The organism is Nocardioides seonyuensis (assembly GCF_004683965.1).
In the GTDB taxonomy this organism is placed as follows: domain Bacteria; phylum Actinomycetota; class Actinomycetes; order Propionibacteriales; family Nocardioidaceae; genus Nocardioides; species Nocardioides seonyuensis.
Map to the genome: position 1 here is coordinate 3,573,105 of NZ_CP038436.1, position 14,360 is coordinate 3,587,464.

Genomic DNA, 14,360 nt, shown 5'->3' on the forward strand with positions numbered 1-14,360 from the left:
ACCGGGACCTTGTGCACAGATTCTCCAGCAGCCCGACGGGTTTGGCCCCCCGTGTTGTGGCGGATGCGTCACGGTCCTAGAGTCGCCGGAACCTGACGATCTGTCGCCGTGTCGACAAAGCTTGCCGGGCCGGGCGTGGTGCAATCGAGTCAATCGAGCGAGGAGTAGTTCATGAGCGGTGCAGGATCCTCGGGCACGCCGGGTCAGTCGGGCTCCACCGCGCCGACGATGCCGCCTCTCACGAGTCGTCCTGCTGTCGCACCAGCCGCCACCGAACCAGACCCGGGAGCAGAACAGTCCGTGAGTGAGCCCTTGGCGTTCCAGCGCCCCGACGTCCCGCTGGGACCGACCGGCCGACCCGTGCCGGACTTCCCCGAGCCCCTGCCGGTCAAGGAGCACGGCGGCGCTCGCATCATCGCCATGTGCAACCAGAAGGGTGGGGTCGGCAAGACCACCACCACGATCAACCTCGGCGCCTCGCTCGCCGAGCTCGGCCGCAAGGTGCTGCTCGTCGACTTCGACCCGCAGGGCTCGCTCTCGGTCGGGCTGGGACTCAATCCCCACGAGATCGACCTGACGATCTACAACCTCCTCATGGAGCGCGACGTCACCCTGCACGACGTCGTCGTGCCCTCGGGTGTTCCGGGCATGGACCTGCTGCCGTCCAACATCGACCTCTCCGCCGCTGAGGTGCAGCTGGTCCACGAAGTGGCACGCGAGCAGACGCTCCAGCGCGTGCTTGCACCGGCCGTGGAGCATTACGACGTCATCCTCATCGACTGCCAGCCCTCGCTCGGGCTGCTCACGGTCAACGCCCTGACGGCCGCCGATGGAGTGATCGTGCCTCTCGAGTGCGAGTACTTCGCCCTGCGCGGGGTCGCGCTGCTCAAGCAGACCATCGACAAGGTGCGCGAGCGGCTCAATCCCAGGCTCGAGATAGACGGGGTGCTCGGGACGATGTTCGACGGACGCACCTTGCACGGGCGCGAGGTGATGGAGCGCCTGGTGCAGGCCTGGGGCGACACCGTCTTCCACACGGTCATCCGGCGGACGGTCAAGTTCTCCGATGCGACGGTCGCCGGCGAGCCCATCACGGCATACGCCTCGACCTCGACCGGTGCCGACGCCTACCGCCAGCTTGCGAAGGAGGTGTTGACCAGGTGGCCCGCCGAGTGAACCTGCCCGCCGCCGATGACCTCTTCCGGCCCACGGCCTCGACGCAGAGGGCTGTCCGCGCCGTCGCCGACGAGCCTCCCGAGGAGACCGCCGGGGCGAGCGCACGGAAGCCCAGCGGACGGGTGCGCCACGACGAGAAGATGACCGTCTACGTCACGGCCGACGAGCTCCTCGACCTCGAGCACGCGCGGCTGCTGCTGCGTCGTGAGCACGGTCTGGCGGTCGACCGAGGGCGTCTCGTGCGCGAGGCCGTTGCCCTGGTGCTGGCCGATCTCGAGGAGCACGGTGAGCAGAGCGCCCTGGTGAGACGACTCGTCGAGGAGTGAGCACCCTGACCGGCCCAGCCGTGCCCGAGGTCGACCCGGGTGGTGAGGCTCCGGCGTTCGCGGTGCGCCTGGAGAACTTCGAGGGCCCCTTCGACCTGCTCCTGGGCCTGATCGCGAAGCACAAGCTCGACATCACCGAGGTCGCGCTCTCCCAGGTCACCGACGAGTTCATCGTGCACGTCAAGAACCTCGGCGACGCGTGGGAGCTCGAGCAGACCACCTCGTTCCTGGTCGTCGCAGCGACCCTGCTCGACCTGAAGGCCGCCCGGTTGCTGCCCCAGGGCGACGTCGAGGACGAGGAGGACCTCGCGCTGCTGGAGGCGCGGGACCTGCTGTTCGCCAGGCTGCTGCAGTACCGCGCCTTCAAGCAGGTGGCGAGCGTGCTCGAGCAGCGGATCGCGTCGGAGTCCCGCATGCACCCGCGTGCCGTGGGGCTGGAGGAGCGCTTCGCGTCCCTGCTTCCGGAGGTCCTGATCGGCATCGGGCTGGAGGAGTTCGCGCGGCTCGCCGCACGGGCCATGGAGCCCAAGCCGGTGGAGGAGGTGTCGCTCGGGCACATCCACGCAGCGAAGGTGAGCGTGCGAGAGCAGGCGGCTCTCGTCGTGGACCGCCTGCGCCGCGGCGGCACGATGACGTTCCGGGCCCTGTGCGGGGACTCGCCGGACCGGCTGACCACGGTGGCGCGTTTCCTCTCCCTGCTGGAGCTCTTCCGCGAGGGTGTGGTGGGCTTCGACCAGGTGACTCCTCTCGGCGAGCTCACGGTCCGATGGACCGGGGACGACGAGGGCGACATCGAGATCACCGACGAGTTCGACGGGACGCTCCCGGAGGATGAGCCGGAGCCGCCCGGATCCGACGACGACGTCGACGCACAGGAGGACCCCCAGTGAGCGAGCAGCCCGACGCCGCAGCCGAGCCCGGCTCCGTGGCCGAGGATCCCGACACCCTCGCCGTCGCCGTGGCCGAGCTCCGGCCGGCGTTGGAGGCGATCTTGATGGTCTCCGACGAACCCCTCGACAGGGTGCGCCTGGCGTCGGTGGTGGGTCACCCGGTCGAGGAGGTCGACGACGCACTGGCTGCTCTTGCAGAGGAGTACACCCAGCAGGGCCGAGGCTTCGAGCTTCGCAACGTCGCCGGAGGGTGGCGCTTCTACTCCAGGGCCGAGTTCGCCGCGGTCGTGGAGGGATTCGTCCTGGAGGGCCAGCAGGCCCGGCTGACACAGGCCGCGCTCGAGACCCTGTCAGTGGTCGCCTACAAGCAGCCGGTGTCCCGCGCACGCGTCTCCGCGATCCGCGGAGTCAACGTCGACGGGGTCATGCGCACCCTCCTGAACCGCGGGCTGGTCGAGGAGGCCGGTCACGACGAGCAGAGCGGCGCCAATCTCTACCGCACGACCTCCTACTTCCTCGAACGGATCGGGATCACCTCGCTCGACGAGCTGCCCGAGCTGGCGCCGTACCTCCCTGACATGGACGATCTCGAGGACGAGCTCGCGCACGCCGCAGGGCTGGGCGAGCGAGCGCCCACGAACGCTCCGGAGCCCGAGGCCGCGACCGACAACGCCTCGCCTCACAGCGCCTCATCCCACGCTTCACCGCACAGCGGCGAGGGCACCGAGCCCGACGGCGGGACCGAGATCACATGAGACCCCACGACCAGCCTGACAACGACCAGCCGTTCTCGGAGCGCCCGGAGACCGACGAGGACGGCCTCATCCGTCTGCAGAAGCTCCTGGCGCAGTCAGGGGTGGCCAGCCGGCGCAAGTGCGAGGAGCTGATGCTCGAGGGCCTGGTCGAGGTGGACGGCGAGATCGTGACGCGGCTGGGGACCAAGGTCGATCCGCGCACCGCCGTGATCCGCGTGGAAGGCCGGCTCCTTCCCCCTGTCAGCGACCTCGTCTACCTGGTGCTCAACAAGCCCCGAGGGGTCGTCTCGACGATGTCCGACCCCGAGGGGCGCCGCACCCTGGGAGACCTCGTCGCCCACCGGCCCGAGCGGCTGTTCCACGTCGGACGGCTCGACACCGACACAGAGGGCCTGATCATCCTCACCAACGACGGTGACTTCGCGCAGCGCCTGGCCCACCCCTCCCACGAGGTCGACAAGACCTACGTGGCCGAGGTCGAGGGCGAGGTGCACGTCCGCACCATCAGGCAGCTCCTCGACGGCGTCGTGCTGGAGGACGGCCCCGTCACGGTCTCGCGGGCCAAGGTGCTGGGCGGCGACCCCCGCAAGGACGGTCACGGCCGGTCCATCGTGGAGCTGACCATCCACGAGGGACGCAACCGCATCGTCCGCCGGCTCCTGGCCCACGTGGGCCACCCGGTCCTCCGGCTCACCCGCACGGCGATCGGCCCACTGACCCTGGCGAGGCTCAAGCCCGGTGACATGCGCGAGCTCACGCTCGGCGAGCTGGGCAGGCTGATGGACTCCGCCGAAGGCTGAGCGCCGGCGCGACTAGGCTCGCGCCATGGCCGTACGCGCAGTCAGGGGAGCGACCCAGCTCGAGACCGACACGCGCGAGCACATGCTCGAGCGTGTCGCTGAGCTGGTGAGCGACGTCATGGAGGCCAACGGGCTCGTGGTCGACGACTTCATCTCGATCATGTTCACCGCGACCAGTGACCTGCACAGCGAGTTCCCCGCCTATGCCGCCCGCCAGCTGGGCTTCTCGGACGTCCCACTGATGTGCGCCCGCGAGCTCGAGATCGAGGGCTCCATGCCCCGCGTCGTGCGGCTGATGGCGCACGTCGAGACCGATCTGCCTCGCGCGGAGATCACCCACGCCTACCTCCACGGTGCCGCACACCTACGACGCGATCTGACGCGCACGACGAGCCATGACTGATCTCGCGGGACCGGTTGCCGTCATCGGCACCGGACTCCTGGGGACCTCGGTTGCGCTCGCCTGTCGCGCATCGGGTCTCGACGTCCTCCTCGACGACCTCTCCGCCGAGCACCTCCGCACAGCGACTGGGCTCGGGGCCGGCCGACCCCTCCGGGCGGAGGACCGGCCGCGGCTGGTGGTCGTGGCCACTCCGCCACGGCACCTCGGCGAGGCGGTCGCCGCCGCCCTGAGCGACCACCCGGACGCGTTCGTGACCGACGTCGGCAGTGTGAAGGCAGCGCCCCTGCGTGTGGTCGTCGACGTCGACGGCGTGGATCGCTACGTCGGCTCGCACCCGATGGCCGGATCCGAGCGGTCCGGACCGCTGGCGGCGAGTGCTGCGCTCTTCGACGGTCGTCCCTGGGCCGTCACCCCTCATGCGGCGGCACGTCCGGATGCGATCGAAGCGATCACCCGGCTGGCGCGCGTGTGCGGCGCCGTACCCGTCGTGCTCGACCCCGAGGACCACGACCTCGCGGTCGCCCGGACCTCGCACCTGCCGCACCTCGCCGCCGTCCTCGTGGCCGGTCGGCTCGCCGGCGCCCCGTCCGCGCACCTCGCGCTCTCGGGCCAGGGCGTGCGTGACGTGACACGGGTCGCAGCCAGTGACCCGGTGATGTGGCAGCAGATCCTCGGGGCGAACTCCGCGGCGGTGCTCGGCCTCCTGGGCGAGGTGCAGAAGGACCTCGCCCGGCTGATCGAGGCGGTGGCCGGAGGGGACGACGACGCCCTCGGCGACATCCTGGCGCGGGGCAACGCCGGGACCGCCGCCATCCCCGGCAAGCACGGCGGTCCGTCCACGCCGACGGCCTCGGTCTTCGTGTCGGTGCCCGACCACCCGGGCGAGCTCGCCCGCCTCTTCGGGGACGCTGGCGACATCGGCGTCAACATCGAGGACGTGCACATCGACCACGATCCCGGTCGACCCGTCGGACTGACGGAGCTGGTGGTGGAGGCCGCGCGGGCCGACCACCTGCTCGAGGCTCTCGAATCCCGCGGGTGGACCACTCACCGGTAGCCTCACGCCCGTGAGCAGCCCCGTTCCCACCCGTCTCGTCATCGCCGTCGACGGCACGTCCGGCTCCGGGAAGTCCAGCACCTGTCGTGGCGTCGCCGAGCGCCTCGGACTGCGTTACCTCGACACCGGGGCGATGTTCAGGGCAATGACCTGGTGGCTGCTCGAGCGCGGCGTGGACGTCCACGACGCGGCCGAGGTTGCCAGGCGAGCGGGCGATCCCGAGATCCTCTCCGGCACCGACCCGCGGGGCCCCAGCATCACCGTCGACGGCCACGACGTCTCCGGGCCCATCCGCGAGGAACAAGTCACCGAGGCGGTGAGCCCTGTGAGCGCGGTTCCCGCGGTTCGCAGTCGCCTGCTCGACCTCCAACGTCGCGTCATAGGCGACGGCGGCATCGTCGTCGAGGGCCGCGACATCGCCTCTGTCGTGTGGCCGCAGGCCGAGGTGAAGGTCTTCCTGAGTGCGGACCCGGACGCCAGGGCGCGACGCCGGGCCGCCGAGCAGGGGGGCGTGGACGTGGCTGCCACCGAGGCGTCGCTCCTGCAGCGCGACCGGATCGACTCCGGTCGCGCCACGGCTCCGCTCACGATGGCCGAGGGCGCCGTGCACATCGACACGACCGACTTCACCCTGGACGAGGTCATCAGCCAGGTGGTGGCGCTCGCAGAGGCGGTCGAGGCGCCGCGATGACGCTCGCCGACCTCCCCGCGAGCAGCCCTCAGCACCCGCCCCGGGCCGCGCTCCGCGGAATCCGACCCGTGGCCAGGGCGCTGGTTCGCCTGCGCTGGCGGGTCGAGGTCGACGGAGCCCACCACGTGCCGGCACAGGGACCCGCCATCCTCGCCTCCAACCACGTGGGGCTGATCGACGGTCCGCTCCTGACGGTCTTCACCCCCCGACCCGTGCACGCCCTGACCAAGCAGGAGATGTTCTCCGGACGCCTCGGGCCCGTGTTGCGTGCCACCGGGCAGATCTCGCTCGACCGCTTCCACGCTGACCCGGGCGCGATCAAGGCCTGCCTGCGAGTCCTGCGCGACGGGGGAGTGGCAGGCGTGTTCCCGGAGGGCACTCGCGGCGACGGAGAGCTCCACCGCTTCCACCACGGTGCGGCCTACCTCGCCCTCGTCACCGGTGCGCCGGTGGTGCCCGTGACGATGTTGGGGACCCGTCCCCCCGGTGGGGGGACCAACGCGATGCCGGACCGCCGGGAAGGCATCCACATCGTCTTCGGGCGCCCCTGGACGTGCGCAGCACAGCCGTGGCCACGCACGCGGGAACATGTACTAGCCACCTCGGCGTTGCTGTGGGACCACCTGCGTGCGGAGCTCGAGCTGGCACTCGCCCGGACGCGACGATCCCTCCCGGGGCCCCTTCCCGCGGGACAATCAGGAGACGACCCCGACACGGGGTTCCTCGACCAGACCAGAGAGCAGTGACCGACGTGAGCGACTACGACCAGACCGACGCGGCAGCCGAAGCGGGTCCGACCCCTGTGCTGGCCGTCGTGGGCCGCCCCAACGTGGGCAAGTCGACCTTGGTCAACCGGATCATCGGTCGACGCGAGGCAGTGGTCGAGGACCGTCCCGGGGTGACGCGCGACCGGGTGTCGTACGACGCCAACTGGAACGGCCGGGCCTTCACCGTCGTGGACACCGGCGGCTGGGACCCTGACGCTCGCGGGCTGGCCGAGCGCATCGCCGCCCAGGCGGAGATCGCGGTCACCCTCGCCGACGCTGTGCTGTTCGTGGTGGATGCCACGATCGGGATCACCGACTCCGACGAGGCAGTGGTCAAGGTCCTGCGCAAGTCGGGCAAGCCCGTGGTCCTGGCGGCCAACAAGGTCGACGACCAGCGCGCGGAGGCCGAGGCCTTCGGACTCTGGAACCTCGGGCTCGGCGAGCCCTTCCCGGTCTCGGCGCTGCACGGCCGCGGATCCGGGGACATGCTCGACGCCATCCTGGCCGCTCTGCCGGAGACCCCACCCGAGTCGTTCGGCGAGGTGGGGGGGCCGCGCCGGATCGCACTGGTGGGCAAGCCCAACGTCGGCAAGTCGTCCCTGCTCAACCAGCTCGCAGGCTCCGAGCGCGTCGTCGTCGACAACGTCGCCGGCACCACCGTGGACCCCGTGGACGAGCTGATCGACATGGGGGACCGGACCTGGCGGTTCATCGACACCGCCGGTATCCGCAAGCGGGTCAAGACGGCCTCGGGCCACGAGTACTACGCGTCCCTGCGCACGTCCACGGCGATCGACCGTGCCGAAGTGGCCGTCCTGGTGCTCGACGCGTCGCAATCGGTGTCGGAGCAGGACATGCGCATCATCCAGACCATCCGCGACGCCGGTCGCGCGATGGTGATCGCGTTCAACAAGTGGGACCTCGTCGACGACGAGCGCCGCTACTACCTCGAGCGTGAGGCCGAGCGAGACCTGGTGCAGGTGCAGTGGGCGCCGCGCATCAACATCACGGCGCGAACCGGATGGCACGTCGACCGTCTCGTCCCGGCCCTCGACAAGGCGCTCGCGGGGTGGGAGACCCGCGTGGGCACAGGGGCGCTCAACACCTTCCTGGGGCGTCTGGTCGGCGAGCACCCGCACCCCGTGCGCAGCGGGAAGCAGCCGAAGATCCTCTTCGCCACCCAGCCTTCTGTGGCGCCCCCGACGTTCGTGCTGTTCACGAGCGGCAGACTGGACGCTTCCTACGAGCGCTACATCGAGCGACGGCTGCGCGAGGAGTTCGGCTTCGTCGGCACGCCCATCGTGATCCAGCAGAAGCCGCGCGAGAAGCGCAAGCGCTGATCAAGACCGTGTCAGGGCGCGAGCCCGGCCTCGCGGAGCCACGCCATCGGATCGATGGGCGCCTCGCCGTCGGGACGGATCTCGAAATGCAAGTGAGGTCCCACGGAGTTGCCGGTGCTGCCGACGGAGCCGATCGGCTCAGCCACGTCCACCCGCTGGCCCTCCACCGCGCTCACTGAGCTCTGGTGGCAGTACCAGACCTCCGTCCCGTCGTCGAGGGTCAGGATCGTGCGCAGCCCGTACGGGCCCGCGTCCGCGACCTCGGTGATCGTCCCGGCGCTGACTGCCACGAGGGACTCCCCGGAGGCCGCACCGAAGTCCTGGCCGCCGTGCTCTGCCTCCCACAGGGGTCCCGTGAGCCCGAAGGCCGCCGAGACTGAGTACGACGCGAGCGGTAGCACCACGCGAACGTTGTCCGGGTCCCCGTGGTAGCCGAACCGGGCCAGCACAGCCTGACGGCCCAGCAGCTGCCGGTCTCGCACGTCGGCCCGCTGGTCGAGCGCTGCGAGCGCTGCTGCCCGTTGAGCCAGCATCTTGTCGAGCGCCTGCTCCTCCGCCAGGGCAGCAGGCGTCGGCGCGTTGGGCTCGAAGGCGGCGGTGGCAGGCTCCAGGACGGCACCGGTCCACACCAGGGCGGACGGCACCAGGGCCAGAAGCGCAAGACGACGTAGCAGGGTGGGCACGGACGGCGGCCTCTCGGGTGAAGGAACACCTCCATGCTGGGCGCCCGGGCCGGTCCGGGTGGCCGGTTTGGACACCAATGAGCCGGATGAGCCATTGCCACCTGACCCCCACGGACCACCCGGGCCCGGGTGCGGGGTCGATTGTCAGGACTCTCGGACCCTGCGGTAGGGTTCCCATCGCTTCGAAGGGCATCGTCCTGACGAGGCACTCGGGCTGTGGCGCAGCTTGGTAGCGCACTTGACTGGGGGTCAAGGGGTCGCAGGTTCAAATCCTGTCAGCCCGACCGATGTGATGTCTCAGGACATCTGCAAGATCCGAACCCGCGGAGTGGGTTCGGATCTTGTCATTTCTGGGGTTGGTAGTCCTGGCTGGTGTCGATGGTCGCGTTTGAGCTCGCCGGTGACGGCGATGACGACGCGGACCTCGAGGTCCTGGATGAGCAGGATGACGTGGGTTCGGCTGTGCGATCGGCCGATGCCGATGTGGCGGAGCGGGCCGTGCACGCGCAGGGTGATGGTGCCGGACTTGTCGACGGTGTCGTGCCGGACGCGGTCGTGGGTCTCGGCGTCTCGGCTGGGTCCGGGCAGGGCTTTGGGCATGGTGGCGTAGAGCCTTGCTGGGGTTGCCCGGTGGGGCAGGGAGCGGTGTGGCCGCTGCTGGTTGTACTCGGCCGTGAACCGGTCGAGCATGGACAAGTCCCACCGCAACGCCTGGATACCCTTCGGCGGCGGTGTCCACAAGTGCATCGGGCTGCACTTCGGCACCCTGGAGGTCCACGAGATGCTGCTCAGGCATCGCTGGACGGTGCCCGACAACTACCGGGTCCGCTGGGACAACACCTCCCTGCCGGTCCCGGCGGACGGCCTACCGGTACTACTACGACCCCCGACAGGAGCCGGACAGCCCTGAGTGATCGACACTCCAGGGGTTGCTGCGAGGAGCCTGTCAGCCCTGGCGGGGACGGATCAAGAGGTTCTTGAGCGACTGGCGCTCGCGCCGCTGCTTGGGCAGGGCGGGCGCCGGCCACCAGGCGGAGTGGAGATGACCGGAGGCGTTGAAGCCCTCGCGGTAGACGAAGTTGGCGCCACACTCGCAGACCCAGCGAGTCCCTTCGGGAACCTCGGCGTCGGCCGAGGGCGCGTCGGGGAGCTCGGTGCACACGTGGAACTGCGTGGTCTTCATCCTGTCCTACCTCTTGGTCGAATTCGCCCGAGATGTGCACAGTAGGGGTCATGCCCGGTCCTGACATCAGCCGACCGGACGATTGAAGGCAATCTGTGAGAGATCTTCGATTTCCGGCCCTGAACGGTCCAGGTGGTCCGGACCATCTCGGGGCATCCGCAGACTCAGCGGATGCCGCGGTCCGGCCTCTCGGCCGGCTCCGGCAAAGGACCGAAGACCTGGTTGCACGTCCAGCCCGAGCAGTCGACGAGCTGGTCGCGCCGGCGGTCGAGCGCTTCCCGGACCTCTGCATAGGCCGGATCGGAGAAGCGGTTGACCGTCTCGTGCGGGTCGACCTCGGTGTCGTACAGGATCCCGTCGGCTCCGTCGACGGCGTAGAGATAGCGCGCGGTCCGGACGCCTCGGTAGCCCCAGCCGTCGCCGAGGGCGGAACCCGTCTGGACGAGGGTCGTGTCACGGAACGGTTGGGCCGCTCCCTCCAGCGTGGGCGCCAGCGACGTCCCGTCGACGACCCACCCGGGGGAGACGCCCGCGAGGCCGGCGATGGTGGCAGGGACGTCGACCAGCGTGGCAGGGAGGTCCGACGAGGTGCCGGGAGCAATTCCTGGCCCCCGGACGACGAGCGGGACCTGCAGCGACGAGCGCGTGAGCTTGTCCTTGCCGACGTAGCGGTGCTCGCCGAGGGAGTAGCCGTTGTCGGAGGAGAACACGATGTAGGTGTCCTCCAGCTCGCCGGTCGCCGCGAGGGTGTCGATGAGCGAACCCACTGCCCGGTCGACCGACTGGAGCGACCGAAGACGCGCACGGTGGTGCTCGGCGACCTCGGCGGGCTCGACGAACGGGCGGTCGCGGAAGTAGGTGGGCTGGTCGCTGATCTCCGCCTCGTTGAACGCGGGGTCGGAGAGGGGCACGGGGTGGATGTCCTCGAACAGGCGACGATCCTGGGGCGCGGGAGGAGGGACGGTGGGGCCGGAGCCTCGTGCGATGCGGTAGTGCGGGGCGACGTGCCAGGCGAACACCACGAACGGGTCAGTGGTGGCCGAGAACTCACGCACCAGGTCGTCCGTCCGACGAGAGATCACCTCGGTCACGTAGCTGTCGGTGAACCTCCGGGCGCTGCCGTCGCCTGACATGGTGAAGTCGAAGTAGTCGTAGACGCCGGTCTGCAGGGCATCCCAGCGGGTCCAACCGGATGGCTCGACGTCTCCGGGGCCGTAGCCGTTGAGGAACTTGCCGACGAACCCGGTCTGGTAGCCCGCGTCACGGAACCAGGAGCTGGACTCGCGGGTGGGGTCGAGGGCGGGGAAGCCGCCATAGGGCCCGCGGTTGTGCTGGACGCCGTTGTTCTGGGCGTACTGGCCCGTGACCAGCTGCGCTCGCGCCGGGCAGCACAGCGGGTGCGGCGAGATGGCGTCCGTGAACTCCATGCCCTGGTCGACCAGCAGGCGTCGGGTGATCGGCATGTGGACCAGGTCGTCGTCGCGCATGTCGTCGGTCAGGACGAAGACCACGTTGGGTCGCGCTGCAGACTCCCCGCTCGCCGCCGTCAAGGAGGCTCCGGCGTTCCCGCGGCTGGCGCCCACGGTCGTGGTCGCGAGGGCGGCGACGAGGACCACGAGCACGCCAGTCGCCAGCGACTGAGCCCACACCCGCATGAATCGTCCCTCGCCGGGACGCTGCCGTCCCCCGTCTGCTTGCCACCGGTCGCGCCAAGGGTAGGGGGTCGCTCCGCCCCGGCCCAAAGTGGAGGAGCCGCTGTGAGCGGCTAGGGTGAATCCCCCGTCTCCGATGACAAGGACCCGCACCGCCCCCATGGACGAGAGTCAAAGTCCGAGCACTGCAGCCCACGGCCGACGGGGTCGGTCATGACCCCGTTCCTCCTCCTTCTCGTCTCGCTGGCGCTCGTCCTTGCATGCGGCATGTTCGTCGCTGCCGAGTTCGCGTTCGTCACGGTCGACAGGGGGGTGGTCGACAGGGCAGCGGCCTCGGGGGACGCCAAGGCTGTCGGGGTGCAGCGCGCACTGCGATCGCTCTCCACGCAGCTCTCGGGCGCGCAGGTCGGGATCACCGTCACGAACCTGGCGATCGGCTTCCTCGCCGAACCGGCCATCTCAGACCTGATCGACGACCCGCTTGCCGCGGTCGGACTGCCGGACAACGTGGTCAGGCCCACTGCGATCGCCCTGGGCCTGCTGTTCGGCACCGTGCTGACCATGCTGTTCGGCGAGATGGTTCCCAAGAACCTCGCCATCGCACGACCGCTCGAGACGGCTCGGGCGACCCAAGGCTTCATGCGGGGCTTCACCACGCTGAACACCTGGCTGATCAGGCTGCTCAACGGATCCGCCAACGCCATCGTGCGTCGCCTCGGGCTCGAACCCCAGGAGGAGCTGCGCTCGGCGCGGAGCCTCGAGGAGCTCGACTCGCTCGTGCAGCGCTCGGCCGACCAGGGGACGCTCGACCCCGACACGGCCGAGCTGATGGAGCGCTCGGTCGACTTCGGGCAGCGCACCGCGTCGGAGATCATGACTCCTCGGGTGCGCACGACGACGGTGGAGGACGGCGACAGGGTGGCGACGCTGATCGAGCTCACCCGCCAGACGGGGCACTCGCGCTTCCCGGTCCTAGACGCCGAGGACGTCGTCGTCGGCACGGCCCATGTCAAGCACGCGGTCGCTGTCCCGGTCCACGAGCGTGCGACGACCCGCATCAAGCACATCATGGTCAAGCCCGTGGTGGTGCCCGACAGCATCAGGCTCGACCCGCTGCTGGAGCTCCTGCGCCAGGGCGGCTTCCAGATGGCCGTCGTCCTGGACGAGTACGGCGGCCACGCCGGCATCGTGACCCTGGAGGACGTGGTCGAGGAGATCGTCGGGGACATCTCCGACGAGCACGACCGACTCGGCTCGCGGGTCCGTCAGCGGCGTGACGGCAGCTGGTCCGTCTCCGGGCTGCTCCGACCCGACGAGGTGAACGACGCCACCGGCGTGGAGCTGCCCGAGCACGAGGACTATGACACGGTGGCTGGGCTCGTCATGCGGGAGCTGGGCAAGATTCCCGCGCCGGGCGACCGCGTCGAGGTCGTCGTACGAGACCGGAGCGACCCTGAGACGACCAGCGAGCGGCTCGTGACCTTGACGGTCGAGCGCATGGAAGGCCTCCGCATCGACCGTCTCGATCTGCGCCGCGTGGACGAGGAGGTCGCAGATGAGCAGTGAGGTCTTCGGTGTCCTGCTCGCCGTGGTGCTCCTGGTGCTGAACGCGTTCTTCGTCGGTGCCGAGTTCGCCCTGATCTCGGCCAGGCGCAGCCAGGTCGAGCCCCTGGCGCAGGAAGGATCGAGAGCGGCCCGCACGACTCTGCGCGCGATGGAACAGGTGTCGCTCGTGATGGCAGGCGCCCAGCTCGGCATCACCGTGTGCTCACTGGGTCTCGGTGCGGTCGGTGAACCCGCGGTCGCCCACCTCCTCGAGCCCGTCTTCCATGCGCTCAGCCTTCCCGACGACCTCTTGCACCCGGTCTCGTTCGTCGTCGCGATGGCGATCGTCGTCTACCTGCACGTGGTGCTCGGCGAGATGGTGCCCAAGAACATCGCCCTGGCCGGTCCCGACCGTGCGGCCCTCGTCCTGGGCCCACCGATGATGATGATCGTCACCGTGCTGCGACCGTTCATCGCGGCTCTGAACTTCCTGGCCAACGCGACCTTGTGGCTCATGCGGGTCGAGCCGAAGGGGGAGGTCAGCTCCAGCTACACCCGCGAAGAGGTCGCCGCCCTCGTGGAGGAGTCACGCGGAGAGGGCCTCATCGCGGCGAACGAGTACGACCGGCTCGCCGGAGCCCTGGGGTTCACGGAGAAGACGGTGTCCACGGTCGTCATGCCGGTCGAGACGCTCGCCACCGTGAAGCCGGGCGCCACAGCAGTCGACGTGGAGTCCCTGTGTGCCGCGACCGGCTTCAGCCGCTTCCCCGTGGCGGCCCCTGACGGTGGCCTTCTCGGCTACCTCCACGTCAAGGACGCCCTCGAGACAGAGCTGGACCGACGTGACCGGGTCATCGACGCGAAGTGGGTGCGTCCCTTCGCAACCGTGGGCCCGGACGACCTCCTCCACGAGGCCCTCGCCTCCCTCCAGGTGAAGGGTGCCCACATGGGGCGCGTCGTCGGCAGGAACGGCGAGCTGATCGGTGTCATCACGTTGGAGGACGTCCTCGAGGAGCTCGTCGGCGAGATCCGGGACGCGTCGCACCACGACGTGTCCGCAGCGGACGCTGGGTAGGGCTCGGTAGGGTCAGT

General features: G+C 69.8%; 17 protein-coding genes and 1 tRNA gene. 14 read left to right on the top strand and 4 right to left on the bottom strand.

Annotated features, from left to right (window positions below; all coding sequences use genetic code 11):
* Positions 1-228: 228 nt before the first annotated feature.
* Genes EXE58_RS17305 through der form a run of 10 tightly spaced genes read left to right on the top strand, consistent with a single transcriptional unit; the run spans position 229 to position 8,205 of the window.
* On the top strand, positions 229-1,176 hold the full coding sequence (locus tag EXE58_RS17305; RefSeq protein ID WP_135269674.1) for a ParA family protein: 948 nt from the start codon (positions 229-231) through the stop codon (positions 1,174-1,176).
* Positions 1,161-1,502: a hypothetical protein gene (locus tag EXE58_RS17310; RefSeq protein ID WP_135269004.1), complete on the top strand. Its 342-nt coding sequence runs from the start codon at positions 1,161-1,163 to the stop codon at positions 1,500-1,502. Before EXE58_RS17305 ends, EXE58_RS17310 begins: the two co-directional genes overlap by 16 nt.
* A 5-nt stretch (positions 1,503-1,507) precedes the next feature.
* The gene (locus EXE58_RS17315; protein WP_208544303.1) at positions 1,508-2,392 is read left to right on the top strand and encodes a segregation and condensation protein A; all 885 of its coding nucleotides are present in this window, start codon (positions 1,508-1,510) and stop codon (positions 2,390-2,392) included.
* Positions 2,389-3,147: an SMC-Scp complex subunit ScpB gene (gene scpB / locus EXE58_RS17320; RefSeq protein ID WP_341869515.1), complete on the top strand. Its 759-nt coding sequence runs from the start codon at positions 2,389-2,391 to the stop codon at positions 3,145-3,147. The genes EXE58_RS17315 and scpB overlap by 4 nt, the downstream gene beginning before the upstream one ends.
* Complete coding sequence (locus EXE58_RS17325; protein WP_135269006.1) at positions 3,144-3,947, top strand: pseudouridine synthase; 804 nt, start codon at positions 3,144-3,146, stop codon at positions 3,945-3,947. Before scpB ends, EXE58_RS17325 begins: the two co-directional genes overlap by 4 nt.
* Before the next feature lie 25 nt (positions 3,948-3,972).
* Positions 3,973-4,350 (top strand): chorismate mutase, encoded by a 378-nt coding sequence (gene aroH, locus EXE58_RS17330; RefSeq protein ID WP_135269007.1) that lies wholly within the window; start codon positions 3,973-3,975, stop codon positions 4,348-4,350.
* Positions 4,343-5,407 carry a prephenate dehydrogenase gene (locus EXE58_RS17335; RefSeq protein ID WP_135269008.1) on the top strand — a complete coding sequence of 355 codons (1,065 nt, stop codon included), beginning with the start codon at positions 4,343-4,345 and terminating at the stop codon, positions 5,405-5,407. The genes aroH and EXE58_RS17335 overlap by 8 nt, the downstream gene beginning before the upstream one ends.
* Before the next feature lie 10 nt (positions 5,408-5,417).
* Positions 5,418-6,098, top strand: coding sequence for a (d)CMP kinase (gene cmk, locus EXE58_RS17340; protein WP_135269009.1), 681 nt, complete (start codon positions 5,418-5,420; stop codon positions 6,096-6,098).
* On the top strand, positions 6,095-6,844 hold the full coding sequence (locus tag EXE58_RS17345; protein ID WP_135269010.1) for a lysophospholipid acyltransferase family protein: 750 nt from the start codon (positions 6,095-6,097) through the stop codon (positions 6,842-6,844). The genes cmk and EXE58_RS17345 overlap by 4 nt, the downstream gene beginning before the upstream one ends.
* Positions 6,845-6,849: 5 nt before the next feature.
* Positions 6,850-8,205 carry a ribosome biogenesis GTPase Der gene (gene der / locus EXE58_RS17350; RefSeq protein WP_244242292.1) on the top strand — a complete coding sequence of 452 codons (1,356 nt, stop codon included), beginning with the start codon at positions 6,850-6,852 and terminating at the stop codon, positions 8,203-8,205.
* 11 nt (positions 8,206-8,216) lie between these two features.
* Here the strand turns inward: der and EXE58_RS17355 are convergent, their stop codons facing one another.
* Positions 8,217-8,888: a M23 family metallopeptidase gene (locus EXE58_RS17355; protein ID WP_135269012.1), complete on the bottom strand. Its 672-nt coding sequence runs from the start codon at positions 8,886-8,888 to the stop codon at positions 8,217-8,219.
* Positions 8,889-9,098: 210 nt separating this feature from the next.
* On the opposite strand from EXE58_RS17355, the gene EXE58_RS17360 reads away from it, so the two are divergent.
* Positions 9,099-9,172 (top strand) — tRNA-Pro (locus tag EXE58_RS17360).
* A 13-nt stretch (positions 9,173-9,185) separates the two neighbouring features.
* Here EXE58_RS17360 and EXE58_RS17365 read toward each other — a convergent pair.
* Positions 9,186-9,578, bottom strand: coding sequence for a hypothetical protein (locus EXE58_RS17365; protein WP_208544066.1), 393 nt, complete (start codon positions 9,576-9,578; stop codon positions 9,186-9,188).
* On the opposite strand from EXE58_RS17365, the gene EXE58_RS17370 reads away from it, so the two are divergent.
* Complete coding sequence (locus tag EXE58_RS17370; protein WP_135269013.1) at positions 9,577-9,798, top strand: cytochrome P450; 222 nt, start codon at positions 9,577-9,579, stop codon at positions 9,796-9,798. The two genes, EXE58_RS17365 and EXE58_RS17370, sit on opposite strands and share 2 nt — an antisense overlap.
* A 36-nt stretch (positions 9,799-9,834) precedes the next feature.
* On the opposite strand, the gene EXE58_RS17375 is transcribed toward EXE58_RS17370, so the two are convergent.
* Positions 9,835-10,071 (bottom strand): hypothetical protein, encoded by a 237-nt coding sequence (locus tag EXE58_RS17375; RefSeq protein ID WP_135269014.1) that lies wholly within the window; start codon positions 10,069-10,071, stop codon positions 9,835-9,837.
* A gap of 164 nt (positions 10,072-10,235) precedes the next feature.
* A complete protein-coding gene (locus tag EXE58_RS17380; protein ID WP_167288988.1) occupies positions 10,236-11,726 on the bottom strand; it encodes a sulfatase family protein in 1,491 nt (496 codons plus the stop codon).
* A gap of 210 nt (positions 11,727-11,936) precedes the next feature.
* On the opposite strand from EXE58_RS17380, the gene EXE58_RS17385 reads away from it, so the two are divergent.
* Positions 11,937-13,289, top strand: coding sequence for a hemolysin family protein (locus EXE58_RS17385; RefSeq protein ID WP_135269016.1), 1,353 nt, complete (start codon positions 11,937-11,939; stop codon positions 13,287-13,289).
* A complete protein-coding gene (locus EXE58_RS17390) occupies positions 13,279-14,343 on the top strand; it encodes a hemolysin family protein (RefSeq protein WP_135269017.1) in 1,065 nt (354 codons plus the stop codon). Before EXE58_RS17385 ends, EXE58_RS17390 begins: the two co-directional genes overlap by 11 nt.
* Positions 14,344-14,360: the final 17 nt, after the last annotated feature.

Bases quoted from the DNA above. Each gene is read 5' to 3' on its own strand.
- EXE58_RS17370 (WP_135269013.1), top strand. From the start codon at position 9,577: ATGGACAAGTCCCACCGCAACGCCTGGATACCCTTCGGCGGCGGTGTC.
- EXE58_RS17335 (WP_135269008.1), top strand. From the start codon at position 4,343: ATGACTGATCTCGCGGGACCGGTTGCCGTCATCGGCACCGGACTCCTG.
- EXE58_RS17375 (WP_135269014.1), bottom strand. From the start codon at position 10,071: ATGAAGACCACGCAGTTCCACGTGTGCACCGAGCTCCCCGACGCGCCC.
- aroH (WP_135269007.1), top strand. From the start codon at position 3,973: ATGGCCGTACGCGCAGTCAGGGGAGCGACCCAGCTCGAGACCGACACG.
- EXE58_RS17325 (WP_135269006.1), top strand. From the start codon at position 3,144: ATGAGACCCCACGACCAGCCTGACAACGACCAGCCGTTCTCGGAGCGC.
- EXE58_RS17390 (WP_135269017.1), top strand. From the start codon at position 13,279: ATGAGCAGTGAGGTCTTCGGTGTCCTGCTCGCCGTGGTGCTCCTGGTG.
- EXE58_RS17365 (WP_208544066.1), bottom strand. From the start codon at position 9,578: ATGCTCGACCGGTTCACGGCCGAGTACAACCAGCAGCGGCCACACCGC.
- EXE58_RS17345 (WP_135269010.1), top strand. From the start codon at position 6,095: ATGACGCTCGCCGACCTCCCCGCGAGCAGCCCTCAGCACCCGCCCCGG.
- EXE58_RS17380 (WP_167288988.1), bottom strand. From the start codon at position 11,726: ATGCGGGTGTGGGCTCAGTCGCTGGCGACTGGCGTGCTCGTGGTCCTC.
- EXE58_RS17385 (WP_135269016.1), top strand. From the start codon at position 11,937: ATGACCCCGTTCCTCCTCCTTCTCGTCTCGCTGGCGCTCGTCCTTGCA.
- EXE58_RS17305 (WP_135269674.1), top strand. From the start codon at position 229: ATGCCGCCTCTCACGAGTCGTCCTGCTGTCGCACCAGCCGCCACCGAA.